This window comes from Stenotrophomonas sp. DR822 (assembly GCF_019793815.1).
Classification (GTDB): Bacteria; Pseudomonadota; Gammaproteobacteria; order Xanthomonadales; family Xanthomonadaceae; genus Stenotrophomonas; species Stenotrophomonas indicatrix.
In genome coordinates, this window is record NZ_CP081826.1 from 1,259,923 (window position 1) to 1,277,805 (window position 17,883).

Below are 17,883 nucleotides of genomic sequence, written 5' to 3' on the forward strand. Positions count from 1 at the left end.
CGACCGCCGTCACCGCCTCCCGACATAGGTAACAACGCCGCATGACCGATCTTGCCCGCCCCGTGTTCCACGGTTTCGAACAACTGCCGCTGCGCGAGTACGCCGAACGCGCCTACCTCGACTACTCGATGTACGTGGTCCTGGATCGCGCCCTGCCGTTCATTGGCGACGGCCTGAAGCCCGTGCAGCGCCGCATCATCTATTCGATGAGCGAGCTGGGCCTGAATGCCGCGTCCAAGCCGAAGAAGTCCGCGCGCACCGTCGGTGACGTCATCGGTAAGTACCACCCGCATGGCGACAGCGCGTGCTACGAAGCACTGGTGCTGATGGCACAGCCGTTCTCGTACCGTTATCCGCTGATCGAAGGCCAGGGCAACTTCGGTTCCAGCGACGACCCGAAGTCGTTCGCGGCGATGCGTTACACCGAATCCAAGCTGACCCCGATCGCCGAAGTGCTGCTGGGCGAACTGGGCCAGGGCACCACCGACTGGGCACCGAACTTCGACGGCACCCTGCAGGAACCGACCTGGATGCCGGCACGCCTGCCGCATCTGCTGCTGAACGGCACCACCGGCATCGCCGTGGGCATGGCCACCGATGTGCCGCCGCACAACCTCAACGAGATCGTCAGCGCGCTGCTGCACCTGCTGGACGATCCGGATGCCAGCGTGCGCGACCTGTGCGAGCACGTGAAGGGTCCGGATTATCCGTCCAACGCCGAGATCATCACCCCGGCCAACGACCTGCGGAACATGTACGAGACCGGCAACGGCAGCGTGCGTGCGCGTGCCACCTACATCAAGGAAGCGCACAACGTGGTGGTCACCGCGTTGCCGTTCCAGGTGTCGCCGTCGAAGGTGATCGAGCAGATCGCCGCGCAGATGCGCGCCAAGAAGCTGCCGTGGCTGGAAGACATCCGCGATGAGTCCGACCACGCCAACCCGGTGCGCGTGGTACTGGTGCCGCGCTCGAACCGCGTCGACCCCGAGCAGTTGATGGGGCACCTGTTCGCCACCACCGACATGGAGCGCAGCTACCGCGTCAACCTCAACGTGATCGGGCTGGACGGCCGTCCGCAGGTGAAGAACCTGAAGACGCTGCTCAGCGAATGGCTGGCATTCCGCAGCAGCACCGTCACCCGCCGCCTGCAGCACCGCCTGCAGAAGGTCGAGCGTCGCCTGCACCTGTTGGAAGGCCTGCTGGTGGCGTTCCTCAACCTGGACGAGGTGATCCACATCATCCGTACCGAGGACGAACCGAAGGCGGCGCTGATCGCACGCTTCGGCCTGTCCGAAGACCAGGCCGAGTACATCCTGGAAACCAAGCTGAAGCAGCTGGCCCGCCTGGAAGAAATGAAGATCCGCGGCGAGCAGGACGAACTGGCCAAGGAGCGCGACAAGATCCTCAGCATCCTCGACAGCAAGGCCAAACTGAAGAAGCTGATCCGCGACGAGTTGCAGGCCGATGCCAAGAAGTTCGGTGACGAACGCCGCTCGCCGCTGGTGCAGCGCCAGGCCGCGCAGGCCATCGACGAGACCGAGCTGGTACCGAGCGAGCCGATGACCGTGGTGCTGTCGGAGAAGGGCTGGATCCGTGCCGCCAAGGGCCACGACGTCGATGCGTCCGCCCTGTCCTACCGCGACGGCGACGCCCTGCAGGGCGCAGTGCGTGCGCGCAGCACCCAGCAGGTCGCGTTCCTGGACAGCGAAGGCCGCGCCTACTCCACGCCGGTGCATACCCTTCCCTCGGCACGCGGCAACGGTGAACCGCTGACCGGCCGCTTCTCGCCGGCCTCAGGCACCAGCTTCGTGACCCTGGCCAGCGCCGAACCGGATACCCGCTTCGTGCTGGCCTCGACCCACGGCTATGGCTTCGTCACCCGCTTCGAGAACCTGATCGGTCGCAACAAGGCCGGCAAGGCGATGCTGAACCTGTCGGCGGGTTCGTCGGTACTGACCCCATCGGTGGTGGCCAACGTCGCTACCGACCGCATCGTCGCGGTGACCAGTTCGGGCAACCTGCTGGCGATCGCCGCCAACGACCTGCCGGAACTGGACAAGGGCAAGGGCAACAAGATCATCGAGATCCCCAAGGCCAAGCTCGCCACCGAACGCGTGGTCGCCATCGTGGCAATCAGCCCGGGCCAGACCCTGCAGGTCCGCAGCGGCCAGCGCACCATGGGCCTGAAGTTCAACGAACTCGACGCCTATCTGGGCGCCCGCGCCACCCGTGGCCATCTGCTGCCGCGTGGCTGGCAGAAGGTGGAAGGGTTGTCGGTCGAATGACGGTAGGTGTCAACCTTGGTTGACACGCCTTGCCCGGCAACCGGGAACCCGCCGGGCATGGCCCGGCGCTACCGGGAACGGAGCATCAGACACAAAAAAGCCGGGGCATTCCCCGGCTTCTTTGTTTGTCGGCTGGCGGGCGGTGGAGCAGCTGGCGGGCGAAGGCTGGCTGGCGGTGCTCCGGTGCTGGCGGGCGACGTTGCTTTGCAATCCTGGTAGAGCCGGGCATGACCCGGCGCTACGACAATCGGGGTCAGTGCGCCGGGGCGCCGCTGCCGTCAATCTTGCTCAGCTGGTACAGCTCCAGGCCGATGCGCTTGATCAGGCCCAGCTGCTGCTCCAGCCACCAGGCGTGGTCTTCCTCGGTGTCCTTCAACTGCGCCAGCAGCATGTCGCGGCTCACGTAGTCGCCCTTCTCCTCGCACAGCTTCATGCCGGCGGCGAGGTTGTTGCGCACCGCGTATTCGGTGTCCAGGTCCTTGCGCAGCATCTCCTCCACGGTCTTGCCGGGCTCGGTGGCATGCGGGCGCATGTCCGGGTCGCCGCCCAGGAACAGGATCCGGCGCAGCAGCGCGTCGGCATGCTGGGTCTCCTCTTCCATCTCGTGGTTCAGGCGTTCGTACAGCGCGAACAGGCCCTGGTCCTCGTAGCGGCGGGAGTGGATGAAGTACTGGTCGCGGGCGGCGAGTTCGCCGCGCAGCAGTTCCTTCAGGCAGGCGATGACGTCCGGGTTGCCTTTCATGGGGGGCGCTCCTGTGAATCGATGGCGCCCATGGTGCCCGATCTGGAACTACGGTGATCTAATCGGAATCAGTCGCAGTTGCGCCTGCGGCTACAATCGGCCGACCTGCTCGGAAAGGACCTGCAATGCGTCGTACGTGGCGGTGGATTCTGGGTGCGCTGGTAGCGATCATGCTGCTGGCGGTGCTGGCCCTGTGGTTGCTGCTGCGCGGCAGCCTGGCCGAGCTGGATGGCGAGCACCCGTTGCCCGGGCTGGCCACCCAGCTCACCGTAGAGCGCGATGCGCTGGGGGTGGTCACCATCACCGCCGGCAACAAGGCCGATGCCCTGCGGGCGCTCGGCCGTGTTCACGCGCAGGAACGTTATTTCGAAATGGACCTGATGCGGCGCAGTGCCGCGGGTGAACTGTCCGCGTTGTTCGGGGCGAAGGCGATCGAAGCCGACAAGCGCATGCGCGTGCACCGCCTGCGCGCGCGCACCGAGGCCCATCTGCAGGACGCACTGGGCAGCGACCCTGCGGCCGTGCGCGCCTACGTGGACGGGGTCAACCAGGGCCTGGGCAGCCTGGCGGTGCGGCCATGGGCCTACCTGCTGCTGCGGCAGGCGCCCCGACCGTGGCAGGCCAGCGACAGCGTGCTGGCAGGCTTGGCCATGTACGCCGACCTGCAGGACCCCAGCAACCAGTCCGAACTCGCCTTGGATCGCATCCGCGCGGTGGTGCCACCGGCACTGTATGCGCTGCTGGCGCATGACGGCAGCGAGTGGGATGCGCCGCTGGCCGGCGCTGCCCGTGGCAACGCCCCCCTGCCCGATGCCAGCCAGCTGGACCTGCGCACGCTGAAGGCGGCGACCGGCGCGGCTGCCGAAGATGCTGACGCGGTCGGCAGCAACAATTTCGCCGTGGCCGGCGCGCTGACCGCCGATGGCCGTGCGATCGTCGCCGACGACATGCACCTGGGCCTGCGCGCCCCCAGCCTGTGGTTCCGTGTGCGCCTGCGCTACCCCGATCCACAGGCCGCGGGTGGCCAGGTCGACGTCAGCGGATTCTCGCTGCCGGGCGTGCCGGCGGTGATTGTCGGCAGCAACGGCCACGTGGCCTGGGGCTTCACCAACAGCTACATCGACACTGCCGACTTCCGCACCGAGCCAGCGGACGCTGCAGTGACCGTGCACGAGGAACGGATCGTCGTGGCCGGCGGTGCCGACGTGCGTTTCCCGGTACGCGAAACCGCGTGGGGACCGATCCTGCACACCCACGCCGATGGCAGCGGCGACGCCTTGCGCTGGGTCGCGCAGTTGCCGGGCGCGGTGCGCATGGACTTCGCCGACATGGCACGGGCCGCCGATCTGGACCAGGCCCTGCAGATTGCCGACCACGCCCGCATTCCCGCGCAGAACCTGGTGATCGGCGACCGCAGCGGGCGCATCGCGTGGCGCCTGATCGGCGCGCGGCCTGACCGTGGCCCGGGCTGCACACCGCTGGGCTTCAATGACAATCACCGCAACCCGGGCTGCGCGCCGTGGCCGATCCGCAGCGACGCCGCGCCGAGCCTGGTCGACCCCGCCTCGCATCGGCTGTGGACGGCCAACAGCCGCGTGGTGGACGAGGCGACCCTGGCCACGGTCGGCAATGGTGGCTACGACCTCGGCGCACGCGGACGGCAGATCCGCGACCTGTTGGCCACGCAGGCGCATTTCGACGAGCACGACCTGCTGGCGATCCAGCTCGACGACCGCGCGGTGTTCCTGCAGCGCTGGTGGGTGCTGCTGCACCAGGTGGTCGAGCACAGCGACGATCCGGCACTGAAGCGGTTGGGCACGGCCAGCAGCCATTGGGAGGGTCGCGCCGCGATCGGTTCGGTCAGCTACCGGGTGGTGCGCGAATTCCGCACACAGGTACTCAACACGTTGACCGATGCGCTGCTGGCACCGGCCCGGGCACCGCTGGGCGAGGATTTCCTGGCACCGCGCCTGGCGCAGCTGGAAGGCGTGGCCTGGCCGATGCTGCAGCAGCGCCCCGCCAACCTGCTGCCGCCCGCCTACACGAGCTGGGATGCGCTGCTGGCCGATGCGGCGCGCCGTACCGAAGCGGAGTTGTCGGCGCAGGGGCCGCTGGCGCACCGCAGCTGGGGCGAGCGCAATACTGCAGCAATCTGTCATCCGGTCGCGCGCGCCCTGCCCGCCTTCGCCAGCCGCTGGTTGTGCATGCCGACCGATCCCCTGCCCGGCGACCGTGACATGCCGCGTGTACAGACGCCGGCGTTCGGCGCCTCGCAGCGCATGGTGGTCTCGCCCGGACACGAGGCCGATGGCATCGTGCACATGCCGGGTGGGCAGAGCGGCCATCCGCTGTCGCCGTACTGGGGCGCCGGACATGAGGACTGGGTGCACGGCCGTCCCACCCCGTTCCTGCCCGGCAAGGCGCAGCACACGTTGACGCTGCTACCGGCCAGGTAATTGCTCGCCGGGCATGGCCCGGCGCTACCAGAGCAACGAGCCCGCGCACAGTGGATCCGAACGATATGGTAGCGCCGGGCCATGCCCGGCGGGATTCACCGGGTCAGGCCTTGCGGCGCTCGATCAGGTTCAACAGCGGCCCGGTCATCGCAGTGGTCACCAGTGCCATGATCACCAGCACCGCAAACAGGCGGTCGCCCAGCAGGCCCAGCTCGTAGCCCAGGTTGAGCACGATCAGCTCCATCAACCCGCGGGTGTTCATCAGCGCACCCAACCGCCACGCTTCGCGCGAGGCCATGCCGGTACTGCGCGCCGCGCTCCAGGTGCCCAACAGCTTGCCCACCGTGGCCACGGCGATCACCACCACGCACAACGCGATGTCACTGGTCTGCAACGCGTCGGCGCGCATGCGCAGGCCGGTCATGGCGAAGAACAGCGGCAGCAGCAGCGTCACCGCGAACGGTTCGACCCTGGCCACCAGCAGGTGCCGCAGCTGCGCGTTGGACGACACCGCCACGCCTGCAGCGAAGGCGCCGAACAGCGCATGGATGCCGAGTATTTCGGTGACCAGCGCACTGGCCAGCGACAGCAGCAGGATGCCCAGCAGCCAGCGCCCTTCGCGACCGGGCGCGATGGCCTGGCGGGCGAACCACGGCTTCACCAGGCCCAGCATCAGCGCGATGAACGCCACCACGCACAGCAGGTTGAGGCTGGCTGGCAGCCAGCCGGTGGCCTGCGCTGCCGCCACGATCAACGCCAGCAGGCACCACGCGGTCGCATCGCCCAGCGCCGCGCAGGCGATGGCGGTCTGCCCCAGCGGGGTGTGGGTGATGCCGCGATCAGCGAGGATGCGCAGCAGCACCGGGAAAGCGGTGATGCTCATCGAAATACCGACGAACAGCGCGAACGCGGTAAAGCTCACGCCCTGCGGGCCATGCTGCGGGTACAGCCAGATGGCCAGTGCCACACCGAGTACGAACGGCACCGCGATGCCGGCGTGGCTGACGGTGAAGGCGAAGCGACGACGCCCACGCAGCGCGCCCAGATCCAGTTCGGCGCCGGCCACCAGCAGGAACATCAGCACACCCAGCTGGCTGAGCATGCCCAGCGGCCCGAGCGAAGCGGCCGGGAACAGCGCACCGTGCACCTGCGGCAGCAGGCTGCCCAGCAACAGCGGCCCCATCATCAGGCCGGCGGCCATTTCGCCGATCACGGCCGGCTGGCCGAAACGCTTCAACAGCGCACCGGCGCCCTTGGCGACCAGCAACAGCACCAGCAGCTGCAGCAGGAACAGGCCGAGCGGCGAGGCCAGGTGATGTGCCCAGTCACTGCCGACCACGGCTTCGGCCTTGCTGGCCACCGTCGGCAGCCCGGGGCCCGCATAGCGCGCCAGCAGCAGGCCGGCCAGCAGCGGCACGCCGGCCCACACCAGGTAGCGCCAAGCCCATTTCGTCGGCCTCACGGGACCTCCGGTCTGTACGTCCATGAACATTCCCCAATGTGCAGGGCGCCGATGATACGTCCCTCGCCGCCCATGCGCTGCAGGGCTCGCCGGGCAGGGCCCGGCGCTACCCGTGTGGCTGCCGCTCGGCGTGGCCGATCAGGCCAACGCCTGTTCGTGCACGCCGGCGATGGCGCGGCCCGACGGGTCGGCGGCGGCGGCGAAGCTGGCATCCCAGGCGATCGCTGCCGGCGAGGAACAGGCGATCGACTTGCCGCCCGGCACGGTTTCAGCCGCCGCATGGCTGGGGAAGAACTGCTCGAACAGGTGACGGTAGTAGTACGCCTCCTTGGTCTGCGGCGGGTTGTGCGGGAAGCGCTTGTCGGCCGCAGCCAACACGCGGTCGCTGACCTGTGCTTCGGCGTGCGCCTTCAGGCCATCGATCCAGCCGTAGCCGACGCCATCGCTGAACTGCTCTTTCTGCCGCCACAGGATGCTGTCCGGCAGGTAGCCCTGGAAGGCTTCGCGCAGTACCGCCTTCTCGATGCGGCGACCACCAGAACCGGCGCCGACCATCTTGTGCGCGGCATCGAATCGCATCGCCACGTCGAGGAACTCGCGGTCCAGGAACGGCACGCGCGGCTCCACGCCCCAGGCCATCATCGACTTGTTGGCGCGCAGGCAATCGTAGTTGTGCAGGGCGTCGAGCTTGCGCACCAGTTCCTGGTGGAATTCGCGCGCGTCCGGTGCCTTGTGGAAGTACAGATAGCCGCCGAAGATCTCGTCGCTGCCTTCGCCGGACAGCACCATCTTCACCCCCATCGCCTTGATCCGGCGCGCCAGCAGGAACATCGGCGTGGAGGCGCGGATGGTGGTGACGTCGTAGGTTTCAATATGGCGGATCACCTCCGGCAGCACGTCCAGGCCTTCTTCGAAGGTGTATTCGAAGCCGTGGTGGACCGTGCCCAGTGCTTCGGCGGCCACCGCAGCAGCGGCCAGATCCGGCGAGCCCTTCAGGCCGATGGCGAACGAATGCAGGCGCGGCCACCATGCTTCGCTCTGCCCGCCATCTTCGATGCGACGACGCGCATAACGTGCTGCCACGGCCGCAACCAGCGATGAATCCAGCCCGCCCGACAGCAGCACGCCGTACGGCACGTCACTCATCAACTGGCGTTCGACCGCATGTTCGAAGGCCTGGCGCAGCTCGGCGAGATCGGCCGGACGGCCCTGCACGTCGTCGTACGCGCGCCACGGCTGCTGGTAGTAGCGCACCAGCTCACCGCTGGCGCTGTCGTAGTAATGGCCGGGCGGGAACTGGGCGACGTCGGCGCAGGTATCGACCAACGCCTTCATTTCAGAGGCGACGCGCAACCGCCCCTGCGCATCATGGCCCCAGTACAGCGGCACCACGCCGACCGGGTCGCGCGCGACCAGCACACGACCCGCACTGCGATCCCACAAAGCGAAAGCAAAGATGCCGTTGAGCTGCTCCAGCCACTGCGCCGGCGACCCGCCCTGGCAGTACAGCGCGTTGATCACCTCGCAATCCGAGCCGGTCTGGAAGGCATAGGCCTGGGCAAGTCCGCCCTTGAGCTGCTGGTGGTTGTAGATCTCGCCGTTGACCGCCAGCGCCAGCTGCCCGTCTTCGGACAGCAACGGCTGCGAGCCGCCTGCCGGATCGACGATGGCCAGGCGCTCGTGCACCAGCAGCGCGCCTTCGTCCAGGTACACGCCGCTCCAGTCCGGGCCACGATGACGCTGGCGCTGCGACAGCTCCAGCGCATGGCGGCGCAGGGAAGGAAGATCGTCACCGGCCTGCAGGCCGAAAATACCGAAGATCGAACACATGGGTGGAACTCCTGTTGTGGGGAAGTACACGGGGGGAAGGTGTTCGACCGGCCATCCAGGCCCGGGTGGGGCTGCGCCCGGGCACAAAAAAACCCGCATCGGCCGATGCGGGTTTTCTGGTGTCCGGGCGTATGTTGCTGTCTATCTACCCAGGGCGCAGTCCCGCATCGGCCGCGCACGATTATTCGCACGCAGATTATTGCGGTTGGTGTTGTTGACGGCGGTGGCCAGGCGGATCGACATGGCATCGACCCTACCCCGCTTTCCGGCACGGCGCAACCGTTGCGTTGGCAACCACTCCGCAGAGCGCATAATGGCCCGCCGTGAAACGTGCAATGGAAATGCAACACCGCAACGGACGCAACGCGGCTCTGGCCGCCCTGATCTGCCTGGGCCTGGCCGCCTGCCAGACCCTGCCCCCACCCTCGCTCCTTCCGCCGGCTCAGCAGCAGAGCCTGGAACAACGCGGAACCGACGGCAGCTTCAAGGGGGCCTTTGATACCGCCGAAACCTTCGAGCGCTTCAACGATCCGCGCGCCATTGCCTATTACGAGCGTGCCGCAGCGGTCACCCCCTGGACCTTCCACAACACCAGGGCGGAAGAAGCCCTGGGCCGGATCTGGATCTCCGGCACGCTGCAGTATGCCGACAGCCCCCGCATCAACCCTGCGCCGGTGCTGCGCGCGTCCTGGCGACGGGGCGAACGCGCCTATCTGGCGGCGGCCTACCACGGCAATCCCTATGCGTTCTACGAACTCGCCAAGGCCTATCGCCAGCGTGGCGACGCGCAACAGGCGCTGCGCTGGGACCTGCGCGGAATGATCCATCAGCGCTACCCGAGTTCATCGTCGCGACTGCCGGATGCGGTGGCCGCGCAGGGCGACAGCGTGCATCCGCTGGTTGCGCAGATCCAGCGTCGCGCCGAGCGCGGCGATGCCGAAGCGCAGGTGGACCTGGGCGCGCTGCTGGAGAAGGGCGTGGGACTGCCGTGCGATCCGGCGCGTGCGCTGCAGCTGTACCAGCGCGCCGGCGAGAAGGGCAATGTGTTCGGCCAGTACTTCGCCGGGCTGCTGCTGGGCCGCAGTGCGCCGGGCGTGGAGAAGGACACCGACGCGGCAGCGCGCTGGTTCGCCCGGGCCGACGCGCAGCGCTTCTACATGGCCGCGCCGAGCTACTGGAAAAAAGCAGTCGAACCGCCGTTCTTCATTTTTTCGGAATGACGCGCGCCGCTGCACTCGCCGGGCATGGCCCGGCGCTACCCACGATCATCCGCACGCTCACCCCGGTAGCGCCGGGCCATGCCCGGCGACGCGGATCACACCAGCATCCGCACGCTCACCCCGGTAGCGCCGGGCCATGCCCGGCGACGCGGATCACACCATCATCCGCACGCTCACCCCGGTAGCGCCGGGCCATGCCCGGCGACGCGGATCACACCAGCATCCGCACGCTCACCCGGTAGCGCCGGGCCATGCCCGGCGACGCGGATCACACCAGCATCCGCACGCTCACCCGGTAGCGCCGGGCCATGCCCGGCGACGCGGATCACACCAGCATCCGCACGCTCCCCCCGGTAGCGCCGGGCCATGCCCGGCGACGCGGATCACACCAGCAGGCGTTCGACCAGTCGCTGGTACAGCCCCGGCAGTGCTTCCAGCTCGTCCACGCGCACGTTCTCATCCACCTGGTGGATGCTGGCGTTGACCGGGCCGACTTCGATGCACTGCGCGCCCAGGGGTGCGATGAAGCGCGCATCGGAGGTGCCACCACCGGTGCTCTCTTCCGGTGCGCGACCGGTGTGCTCGGCCAGTACCGCGCGCGCCGCTGCACGCAACGTACCTTCCGGGGTGTAGAACGGCTCGCCACTGCGGTGCCACTTCAGCGTGTACTGCAGGCCATGGCGGTCCAGCAGCGCGGTGATGTCCGCTTCCAGCTTCGCTGCATCCCAGTGCGGGTTGTAGCGGATGTTGAAATCCACCTCCAGTTCACCGGGAATCACGTTGTTGGCACCGGTGCCGGCATGGATGTTGGAGATCTGCAGGCTGGTCGACGGGAAGCTCTCATAGCCCTCGTCCCAGCGCCGTGCGGTCAGTTCAGCGAGCATCGGCGCGGCAAGATGAATCGGATTGCGCGCCTTGTCCGGGTAGGCCACGTGGCCTTGCACGCCCTGCACGCGCAGCTTGGCCGACAGGCTGCCGCGACGTCCCACGCGCAGCAGGTCACCCAGCGTGGCGGTGGAGGACGGCTCGCCGGTGATGCACCAGTCGATGCGCTGGCCACGCTCGGCGAACAGCCGCGCGACATGGCGCACGCCATCGATCGCATCGCCTTCCTCATCGCTGGTCAGCAGCACCGCCAGCGTGCCGGTGTGCTGCGGATGGGCCGCAACGAACTGTTCGGCAGCGATCACGAACGCGGCCACGCTGCCCTTCATGTCGGCGGTGCCGCGACCGTACAGCACGCCATCGCGGATCTGTGGCGCGAACGGATCGCTCTGCCACGCCTCGCGCGGGCCCGGCGGCACCACGTCGGTATGGCCCAGCAGGACCAGCACCGGCGCGCCGCTGCCGTGCGTGGCCCACAGGTTGTCGACCTCGCCCAGCCGCAGGTGCTCACAGGTGAAACCGGCCGCCTGCAGACGCTGGCCGATCAGTTCCTGGCAACCGGCATCGTCCGGGGTCACCGATGGCCGTGCAATCAGATCGCAGGCCAGGTCGAGGACGGCGCTCACGCGCCGCCCACGCCGAAGCGCGCCTTGAAACCGTTGTCGCTGAAACCCTGGCTGACCTTGCCGTCGGCAGTCACCACCAGCGGCCGCTTGATCAACTGCGGGTACTCGCGCAGCAGCAGCTTCCACTCCGCCTCCGAATCGGCGGCCTTGCGGTTGTCGGGCAGCTGCCGCCAGGTGGTGGAGGACCGGTTGACCATCGCTGCCAGGCCACCCAGCTGGGCGGCCCATTCCAGCAGCGTTTCCGGGCTGGGTTTGTTGTCGCGGTAGTCGACGAAGGTGTACGGCACGCCGAAGCGGTCCAGCCACTTGGTCGCCTTCTTGCAGGTATCGCAGTTCTTCAGACCATGGACGGTGGTGCTCATGCGTGCGGCCCCGTCAGTCGGCCAGGCCGCGCAGCAGGTCGTTGACGCTGGTCTTGCTGCGGGTGCGGGCATCGACCTGCTTGACGATCACCGCGCAGTACAGCGAGTGGGTACCGTCCTTGCTCGGCAGCGAGCCGGACACCACCACGCTGTACGGCGGAATGTAGCCGTAGCTGATTTCGCCGGTGGCGCGGTTGTAGATGCGGGTGCTCTGGCTGAGGAACACGCCCATGCCGATCACGCTGTGATGGCCGACGACCACGCCTTCCACCACTTCCGAACGCGCGCCGATGAAGCAATGGTCTTCGATGATGGTCGGGCTGGCCTGCAGCGGCTCGAGCACGCCACCGATGCCGGCACCACCGGACAGGTGGCAATGCTGGCCGATCTGCGCGCAGGAACCGACGGTGGCCCAGGTGTCGACCATGGTGCCTTCGCCGACGTAGGCACCGATGTTGGTGAAGCTCGGCATCAGCACCACGTCCTTGCCGAAATACGTGCCGCGACGGGCGATCGCACCCGGCACCACGCGCACGCCGCCACGGCGGAACTTCGCCTCGTCATAGCCGGCAAAGCGCGATTCGACCTTGTCCCAGAACGGTGCCGGGCGTGCATCGACCACGGCCATGTCGTTGACGCGGAAATACAGCAGCACTGCCTTCTTCAGCCATTCGTTGACCTTCCAGCCACCATGGCCATCGGGTTCGGCGACGCGGAACTCACCGCTTTCCAGGCCGTCGATCACGCGGTTGACCAGCGGCCGGGTCGAGCCTTCCAGTTCGTGCAGGGTCAGCGTGGCGCGGCGCTCGAAGGCGCTTTCGATGCCGAACTTCAGTTCTTCCACGCCCGGCCCGGCCGGCTTGCGCAGCGACTTGCGTGCGATGTTCTCGGCGCGCGCCGCTTCGGCGGTCTTGGCCGGCGCCTTCTTCGCTGCAGCCTTCGGTGCGGCGGCCTTCTTCACCGCTGCGGTCTGGCCCGCCTTCGGCTGTCGCGCAGCCTTCTTCGCAGCCGGGGCGGCGGCAGGGGTCTTTCTGGCCGCTGCGCTCTTGGCGGTCGCGTCAGTCTTCTTTGCGGGCTTGGTGGCCATCAGGTGGGGTCTCCGGCGTTTCGATCAGGGTCCAGGCAGGCCAGCATTGCGTCATGCAGCTGCTGCCGGGCGGATTCAGTCAGGGGGAGGTCGTGTTCGTCACTGATCACGAAGGTGTCTTCGGCGCGTTCGCCGAATGTGGCAATGCGCGCGTCCTGCACGCGCAGTCCCTGGTTGCGCAGCACGAACGCCACGTCGGCCAGCAGGCCGGGGCGATCGGGGGCGACCAGGGCAAAACGGGTCGCGCCGGGTTCATCGCGGAACTCGATGCGCGGGGCGAAACGGAAGTGGCGCAGCTGGCGTGGCACCACCCGGCGCGAGGGACGCAGCCGCGCAAGGTCGCCACTGAGCGCCTCGCGCAGTGCCGCTTCCAGGTTGGCGCTGCTGCCATCGGCAAAGGTGTCGGCCGGGCTCACTTCAAAATTATCGAAAATCGTGTCGGCCGGACCATCCAGCACGCGCGCGCGGTGGATGCCGTAGCCCTTGCGGTCCAGGGTCATCACGATCGCGGCGAACAAGCCGTCACGGTCCGGCGAATGCACGAACACTTCCAGCGCTGGGTCGTCAACGCTGATCCGGCGTACCTTCACCAGCGTCTGGCCCTGCTTGATCGGCACCAGTGCGGCAGCCTGCCAGGCCAACTGTTCCGGGCGCAGGCGGATGAAACCTTCGTCGGGCATCACCGCGAACTGGCGATCGATGGTGGCATCGTCGTAGCCCTGCTCGCGCACCAGTGCTCGCACGCTGTCGCGCGCTTCGGCCACGCGCTCGGCGGCCGGCACCGGATGCTCCAGGCCCTCGCGCAGCGCGCGGCGGGTAGCGAAATACAGATCGGCCAGCAGCCGGTCCTTCCACGCGTTCCACAGCTTCGGGCTGGTGCCGGCGATGTCGGCGCAGGTCAGCAGATACAGGTAATCCAGGCGGTCGCGGCTGCCGACCAGGGTCGCGAAACGATGGATCACCTCCGCATCGGCGATGTCCTGCTTCTGCGCGGTCACCGACATCCGCAGGTGCTGTTCGACCAGCCAGGCCACCAGTTCGGTGTCCGAGCCACTCAGCCCCTGCGCGTGGCAGAACGCCCGTGCGTCGACCGCGCCCAGTTCGGAATGATCGCCGCCGCGCCCCTTGGCGATGTCGTGGAACAGGCCGGCCAGCAGCAGCAGTTCCGGCTTGCGCAGGCGCGGCCAGACTTCGTGGGCTATCGAGAAACGTTCATCGGCGCGACTGCTGGCGAACAGCCCCATGTTGCGCAGGACCATCAGCGTGTGCTGGTCGACGGTGTAGACATGGAACAGGTCGAACTGCATGCGCCCGCTGACCTGGGCGAATGCGGGAATCCACTGCCCGAGCACGCCCAGCCGCGCCATGCGCGAAAGCGTGTCGACCGGGCGCTGGCCACGCAGCAGGGCCATGAACTGTTCGCGCGCATCAGGGTCTGCCTGGTCATAGGCAGGCAGCAACGGCAGCGATTCGGCCAGCGCGCGCGCGGTCAACGAATGCAGGCCACGGATCTGCGGATTGTTCGCCCAGCTGGCGAACAGCGCGAAGACCTGGCCGATGTCAGCATTCGGCCAGTCGGCATCGTTGGCCGCCAGATAGCCACGCCGCAGCGCGAACCCCACCGTCAGCGGCTCAGGCTGTGCCTCGCCATCGAACTGTTCCTCGAAACGCTGCAGCAGACGATCGCTGATCCGCCGCACCACCGAAGCGGCGCGGTAGAAGCCCTGCATCATCTTCTCGACGCCCAGGCTCTCGGCGTCGTCTTCAAAGCCCAGGCGCGCGGCCAGGGTCTTCTGGTAATCGAAGCGCAGGCGCTCTTCCGGGCGTCGCGCCACCAGGTGCAGGCCGAAGCGCAGTCGCGCCAGCACCGCACGTTCGCGCTTGAGTGCCGCCGCCTCGTCAGCGCCCAGGTGGCCCAGGCCGACCAGCGCTTCCAGATCGCGCACGCCAAACGCACGCAGCGCCATCCAGCCCAGCGTGTTGAGATCGCGCAGGCCGCCGGGGCCATCCTTCAGGTCCGGCTCCAGGTTGTCGGCGGTGTCGCCGAAACGCTGGTGGCGGTTGCGCAGCTCCTCCAGCTTGGCCAGGAAGAACGCACGCGGCGGCCACAGTTCGCGGTCATCCACCGCCGCACGCAGCGCGCGCCGCGCCGCCTCATCGGCCATCAGCGGGCGCGCTTCGATCAACGCCGTCAGCACGGTCTGGTCGGCTGCAGCCTCGCTGCACTGCCCGGCCGAACGCACCGCGTGGCTGACCGCCAGGCCACAATCCCACAGCAGCGCGAACAGGCGCGCGAGCGCCTCCTCATGGGCCACCTGCGCCTGCGGATCGCCGAACACCAGCAGGTCGATGTCCGAGCGTGGGAACAGTTCACCACGCCCATAGCCACCGACCGCAAACAGCGACAGGCCACTGTCGGCCGGCAGGCAGCGCTGCCACGCATGGCGGATCAGGTGATCGGCCGCGCGCGCGCGCAATGCCAGCAGGCGCTCGATGTTGTCGCCCTGGTCGAAGCGGCGGTACAGGCGCGTATCGGCCTGCTGCAGCGCATCGCGCGCGGCAGCAGCCCAGTCCGGGTCGTTGAGCGACGCGGCCGGCGTGTCCAGCAGCGAACTCGCCGGCAGCATCGTCAGGAAACCTGCGACTCGCCCGGCGACAGGGTCAGCACGTCCACGCCGGTCTCGGTGACGGCGATCATGTGCTCCCACTGTGCCGACAGCTTGCGGTCCTTGGTCACCACCGTCCAGCCATCGGGCAGCACCTTGTTGTAGCGGGTGCCCTCGTTGATCATCGGCTCGATGGTGAAGGTCATGCCCGGCTGCAGCACCAGGCCCTGGCCCGGACGGCCGTAATGCACCACCTGCGGTTCATCGTGGTAGACCTTGCCGATGCCGTGGCCGCAGTATTCGCGCACCACGCTGAAACGCTCGCTCTCGGCATAGCTCTGGATCGCATGGCCGACGTCGCCCAGGGTTGCGCCCGGACGCACCGCGCGGATGCCGCGCCACATCGCTTCATAGGTGGCGTCGACCAGGCGCTTGGCCATCACCGACGGGGTGCCGACGAAGTACATGCGGCTGGTGTCGCCATGCCAGCCGTCCTTGATGACGGTGACGTCGATATTGATGATGTCGCCATCCTTGAGGACCTTCCCTTCACTGGGAATGCCATGGCAGATGACATTGTTGACCGAGGTGCACACGGTCTTGGGGAAGCCGCGGTAGCCGACGTTGGCCGGAATGGCGCCCTGCACGTTCACGATGTGGTCGTGACAGATGCGGTCCAGTTCCTCGGTCGTGACACCGGGCTTGACGTGGGGGGTGACGATGTCGAGCACTTCGCTGGCCAGGCGGCCGGCGATGCGCATCATCTCGATTTCCTGCGGGGTTTTGATATTCACGCTCATGGCTCCCATTATCGCCGATCCGGCCGCAATCTGAACGAACGCCACCCAACTGGCGATCCGGGCCATGCACGGATCCGGCAAGGAACGTGAAAGCGTGATGACCCACACCCTTTCGATCGCCTGTTTCTCACGGAATACAGACACTTGCGGTGCCTACGCTGGCCCCACTGTCGTCCATATCGGCGCCAAACGCGCCGACTTCGCGCTGTTCAACGGACCTTCGGGTCAGGGAGGTTGTCCATGCGATCCACCGTTCGTCCCCCTTTGGCCTGGGCCCTGGCCCTGCTGGTGGCAGGCCCGGCCGCCGCCGCCGACACCACCACCTTCAACGTCACCCTGGTGGTCACCAAGGCCTGCACCATCACTGCGGCCGCCGCCACCAACGTCGACTTCGGCACCGCCGCCTCCACCACGGCCACCCCCACCCTGGGCCAGGGCACCGTAACCGCACAGTGTTCGGCGCTGACCCCGTACACCATCTCGCTCAACGCCGGTGCCAATGCCGGCACGGCCAATGACGTCACCACGCGGCGGATGAAGAACACCAACGCGGCAGTGACGGCCAACAACTACGTGGGCTACCAGCTCTACCAGGATGCCGCGCATACCCTGGTCTGGGGCGCCACCACAGGCACCAACACCCAGGCCGGTATCGGCACCGGCCTGGCGGTGCCCTACATCGTCTACGGCCAGATCCTCAACCTGAGCACGGCCAACGCTGCGACCGGCAACTACCTGGATACCGTCACCGCCACGATCACCTATTGATGGAGCACGCCCGCATGGCCGGATCCCGCCCGTGGCGCGCCACCGGCGTGGCGCTGCTCGCCTTCAGCCTGCTGCTCGGGGTCACCGGGGTTTCGGCGACCAGCCTGCAGGTCGCACCCACCAGCCTGCAGCTGGAGGCACGCCAGCGCGCCGGCGAACTGTGGTTGACCAACAGCGGCACCTCGCCGGTGAAGCTGCAGGTGCGGGTATTCCGTTGGCTACAGCAGGACGGCAGCGAACAGCTGCTGCCCACCGAGGATCTGCTGGCCACGCCACCGATGCAGGAGCTGGCCGCCGGCCAGCAGCAGCTGGTGCGGGTCATCCGCGCCGTCGCCGAAGCACCGGCTGTGCAGCAGCACTACCGGCTGATCGTTGATGAGGTGCCCGACCTGGCCACGCGCAGCGAAGGCATGCAGTTCGTGCTGCGCTATTCGATCCCGGTGTTCGTGCAGCCCGATCCAGGCAGCCGGCTGGCACCGCAGCTGCATGCCCGCCTGGTCCGGCTGGATGATGGCCGCAACGGCGTGGAAGTAGGCAATTCCGGCAACAGTTACGCGCAGATCGCCGACCTTGCCCTCGGCAGCAGGGAGCGCCCGCGCATCGTCCACCCGGGCCTGCTGGGCTACGTGCTGCCCGGCCAGGTGATGCGCTGGCCACTGGAGCGCACGGCGATCGACGCCGGCAACGACCAGATCACGGCAAAGCTCAATGGCGAGTCGGAACAGACGCCGCTGCCGCCGCCGGCTCGCTGAGG

13 protein-coding genes are annotated in these 17,883 nt (G+C 67.8%); 5 read left to right on the forward strand and 8 right to left on the reverse strand.

All coding sequences use genetic code 11. From position 1 onward, the window contains the following. The first annotated feature begins 41 nt into the window (after positions 1 to 41). Positions 42 to 2,285 (forward strand): DNA topoisomerase IV subunit A, encoded by a 2,244-nt coding sequence (parC, locus tag K5K93_RS05860; protein WP_222390112.1) that lies wholly within the window; start codon positions 42 to 44, stop codon positions 2,283 to 2,285. Positions 2,286 to 2,538: 253 nt separating this feature from the next. Here parC and bfr read toward each other — a convergent pair whose 3' ends face one another. Continuing rightward, positions 2,539 to 3,027: a bacterioferritin gene (bfr, locus tag K5K93_RS05865; RefSeq protein ID WP_025877631.1), complete on the reverse strand. Its 489-nt coding sequence runs from the start codon at positions 3,025 to 3,027 to the stop codon at positions 2,539 to 2,541. Positions 3,028 to 3,152: 125 nt separating this feature from the next. Between bfr and K5K93_RS05870 the strand changes: the two genes are divergently transcribed. Beyond that, positions 3,153 to 5,483 carry a penicillin acylase family protein gene (locus K5K93_RS05870; protein ID WP_222390113.1) on the forward strand — a complete coding sequence of 777 codons (2,331 nt, stop codon included), beginning with the start codon at positions 3,153 to 3,155 and terminating at the stop codon, positions 5,481 to 5,483. A gap of 103 nt (positions 5,484 to 5,586) precedes the next feature. Here the strand turns inward: K5K93_RS05870 and K5K93_RS05875 are convergent, their stop codons facing one another. Both K5K93_RS05875 and asnB read right to left on the reverse strand, forming a co-directional pair. After that, positions 5,587 to 6,975, reverse strand: a complete 1,389-nt coding sequence (locus K5K93_RS05875) for a cation:proton antiporter (RefSeq protein WP_222390114.1) — start codon at positions 6,973 to 6,975, stop codon at positions 5,587 to 5,589. A 108-nt stretch (positions 6,976 to 7,083) separates the two neighbouring features. Continuing rightward, entirely contained in the window at positions 7,084 to 8,775 is a 1,692-nt protein-coding gene (asnB, locus tag K5K93_RS05880) for an asparagine synthase B (RefSeq protein WP_222390117.1), read from the reverse strand. Between the two features lie 341 nt (positions 8,776 to 9,116). On the opposite strand from asnB, the gene K5K93_RS05885 reads away from it, so the two are divergent. After that, positions 9,117 to 9,995 (forward strand): sel1 repeat family protein, encoded by an 879-nt coding sequence (locus K5K93_RS05885; RefSeq protein ID WP_222390994.1) that lies wholly within the window; start codon positions 9,117 to 9,119, stop codon positions 9,993 to 9,995. A gap of 383 nt (positions 9,996 to 10,378) precedes the next feature. On the opposite strand, the gene dapE is transcribed toward K5K93_RS05885, so the two are convergent. The 5 genes from dapE to map are packed head-to-tail and all read right to left on the reverse strand — an operon-like array spanning position 10,379 to position 16,361. Then, positions 10,379 to 11,506, reverse strand: coding sequence for a succinyl-diaminopimelate desuccinylase (gene dapE, locus K5K93_RS05890; RefSeq protein WP_222390119.1), 1,128 nt, complete (start codon positions 11,504 to 11,506; stop codon positions 10,379 to 10,381). After that, complete coding sequence (locus K5K93_RS05895; protein WP_080149330.1) at positions 11,503 to 11,868, reverse strand: arsenate reductase; 366 nt, start codon at positions 11,866 to 11,868, stop codon at positions 11,503 to 11,505. The genes dapE and K5K93_RS05895 overlap by 4 nt, the downstream gene beginning before the upstream one ends. Before the next feature lie 13 nt (positions 11,869 to 11,881). Then, positions 11,882 to 12,955 (reverse strand): 2,3,4,5-tetrahydropyridine-2,6-dicarboxylate N-succinyltransferase, encoded by a 1,074-nt coding sequence (dapD, locus tag K5K93_RS05900; protein WP_093817763.1) that lies wholly within the window; start codon positions 12,953 to 12,955, stop codon positions 11,882 to 11,884. Beyond that, entirely contained in the window at positions 12,955 to 15,582 is a 2,628-nt protein-coding gene (locus tag K5K93_RS05905) for a [protein-PII] uridylyltransferase (protein ID WP_222390120.1), read from the reverse strand. Before K5K93_RS05905 ends, dapD begins: the two co-directional genes overlap by 1 nt. 2 nt (positions 15,583 to 15,584) lie before the next feature. Next, a complete protein-coding gene (gene map / locus K5K93_RS05910; protein ID WP_205420742.1) occupies positions 15,585 to 16,361 on the reverse strand; it encodes a type I methionyl aminopeptidase in 777 nt (258 codons plus the stop codon). A 240-nt stretch (positions 16,362 to 16,601) separates the two neighbouring features. Between map and K5K93_RS05915 the strand changes: the two genes are divergently transcribed. Then, on the forward strand, positions 16,602 to 17,129 hold the full coding sequence (locus K5K93_RS05915) for a spore coat U domain-containing protein (RefSeq protein ID WP_222390122.1): 528 nt from the start codon (positions 16,602 to 16,604) through the stop codon (positions 17,127 to 17,129). After that, a complete protein-coding gene (locus K5K93_RS05920) occupies positions 17,129 to 17,881 on the forward strand; it encodes a molecular chaperone (protein WP_222390124.1) in 753 nt (250 codons plus the stop codon). The genes K5K93_RS05915 and K5K93_RS05920 overlap by 1 nt, the downstream gene beginning before the upstream one ends. Positions 17,882 to 17,883: the final 2 nt, after the last annotated feature.